Origin of the sequence: Allofournierella sp. CML151, assembly GCF_027853465.1 — a bacterium.
Lineage (GTDB): Bacteria > Bacillota > Clostridia > Oscillospirales > Ruminococcaceae > Allofournierella.
On sequence record NZ_JAPNNW010000040.1, the window covers coordinates 1 to 2,352 of the forward strand.

1 protein-coding gene is annotated in these 2,352 nt (G+C 61.5%); it reads left to right on the plus strand.

Annotated features, from left to right (window positions below):
• Positions 1-361: 361 nt before the first annotated feature.
• A complete protein-coding gene (gene thrS / locus PH256_RS15130) occupies positions 362-2,296 on the plus strand; it encodes a threonine--tRNA ligase (RefSeq protein ID WP_270914818.1) in 1,935 nt (644 codons plus the stop codon).
• Positions 2,297-2,352: the final 56 nt, after the last annotated feature.

A 2,352-nucleotide genomic window follows, 5' to 3' on the forward strand; every position in this document is an offset into this window, starting at 1 on the left:
TATTGACAATCCCGAAGGGAAGGTATAAGATAATGCTGAACCTATCCCGCAAAAGCGCAGATGCGGACATGAGCGGGCGGGCAACACGCGGATAGAGAAGGCCGCCGCTTCCAGTTTGGAAGCGTGCTGAGAGCGGCTGCGCGCAGTGCCCTCACAGCTTACCACCGCGGAGCGCGGGGGCGAACCCCCGCCGGCAAGGGCCCGTTATCGCCCAAACGAGTGGGCGCGCTAAAAAGGCGCGCAATTCGGGTGGAACCGTGGAGCTTTCAGATGCTTCATCCCGTTATTGTTTTACGGGATGGGGCATTTTTTCTTTTTTCGCCCCTTTGGGCGAAGAGATCAAACGGGAGGTCAAACAGTTATGATCAAAGTTGATTTGAAGGGCACCGTCAAGGAATTTGAGGCGGGCGTATCCGCCGCTGAGGTGGCCAAGAGCATCGGCATGGGCCTGTACAAGAGCGCCTGCGCCGCCAAGGTGGACGGCCAGGTGTGTGACCTGCGCACCGTGCTGGACAAGGACTGCGCGCTGGAGATCCTGACCTTTGCCGACGAGGAAGGCAAGCACGCCTTCTGGCACACTGCTGCCCATGTGATGGCCCAGGCCATCCAGCACCTGTACCCCGAAGCCCACTTCGGCATCGGCCCCGCTCTGGAGAGCGGCTGGTACTACGACATCGGCGGCGTGAAGCCCTTTACCCCGGACCAGTTCGCCGGGATTGAAGCCGAGATGAAGAAGATCGCCAAGGCGGATCTGCCAGTGGAGAAGCGCATCATCACCGTGGAGGAGGGCCGCCAGATTTTCGCCGGTCAGCCCTACAAGCTGGAGCTGCTGGAGGAGTACGCCGAAAAGGGCTGGGAGCTGAGCGTTTACCAGCAGGGCGACTTTGTGGACCTGTGCGCAGGCCCGCACCTGATGAGCACCGGCGCGGTGAAGGCCGTGAAGCTGACCCAGGCCACCAGCGCTTACTGGCGCGGTGATTCCAACCGGGACAGCCTGTGCCGCATGTACGGCATCGCCTTCCCCAAGGCCAGTGAGCTGGAGGAGTACCTGAAGCAGCAGGAAGAGGCCCTCAAGCGGGACCACAACAAGATCGGCCGTGAGCTGGAGTACTTCACCACCGTGGATGTGATTGGCCAGGGCCTGCCGGTTATGCTGCCCAACGGCGCCCGCGCCATCCAGCTGCTGCAGCGCTGGGTGGAGGACACCGAGCAGAAGCGGGGCTACCTGCTGACCAAGACCCCCCTGATGGCCAAGCGCGACCTGTACAAGATCAGCGGCCACTGGGACCACTACCTGGACGGCATGTTCATCCTGGGCGATCCCCACGATGAGACCAAGGAGTGCTTCGCCCTGCGTCCCATGACCTGCCCCTTCCAGTACCAGGTCTACCTGAACCGCAAGCGCAGCTACCGTGACCTGCCCATGCGTCTGGGCGAGACCTCTACCCTGTTCCGCAACGAGGATTCCGGCGAGATGCACGGCCTGATCCGTGTGCGTCAGTTCACCATCAGCGAGGGCCACATCGTGCTGCGCCCCGACCAGCTGGAGGAGGAGTTCCGCGGCTGCCTGGAGCTGGCCAAGGAGATGCTGGATACCCTGGGCCTGGGCGAGGACGTAAGCTACCGCTTCAGCCAGTGGGACCCCAACCGCAAGGACAAGTACGAGGGCACCGCTGAGCAGTGGGAGGAAGCCCAGGGCCTGATGAAGAAGATCCTGGACCACCTGGGCCTGGAGTACAAGGTGGGCATCGACGAGGCCGCCTTCTACGGTCCCAAGCTGGACATCCAGATCAAGAACGTGTTCGGCAAGGAAGATACCCTCATCACCATCCAGATCGATATGCTGCTGGCTCAGAAGTTCGGCATGACCTATGTGGGTGAGGATGGTCAGGAGCACACCCCCTACATCATCCACCGCACCTCCATCGGCTGCTACGAGCGTACTCTGGCCCTGCTGCTGGAGAAGTACGCCGGTGCTCTGCCCACCTGGCTGATGCCCACTCAGGTGGAAATCATCCCCATCACCGAGCGTCAGCACGCCTATGCCCGTGAGCTGCACAACAAGCTGGAGGCCGCCGGCATCCGTGTGGATACCGACTACCGCAGCGAGAAGATGGGCTACAAGATCCGCGAGGCCCAGCTCAAGAAGATCCCCTACATGCTGGTTGTGGGCGACAAGGAGATGGAAGAGGGCCTGGTTGCCGTTCGTGCCCGCAAGGAGGAAAAGGGCGGTGTGATGACCCCCGATGCCTTCATCGGCCAGATCCTCACCGAGATCGCCACCAAGGAGCGCTGATTGCGCCCGCCTGATTTAATGCAAATGAAAAGCCGCATCCAACCGGATGCGGCTTT

Excerpts from the sequence above, each read along its gene's own strand:
- thrS (WP_270914818.1), top strand. The coding sequence starts at position 362 with ATGATCAAAGTTGATTTGAAGGGCACCGTCAAGGAATTTGAGGCGGGC.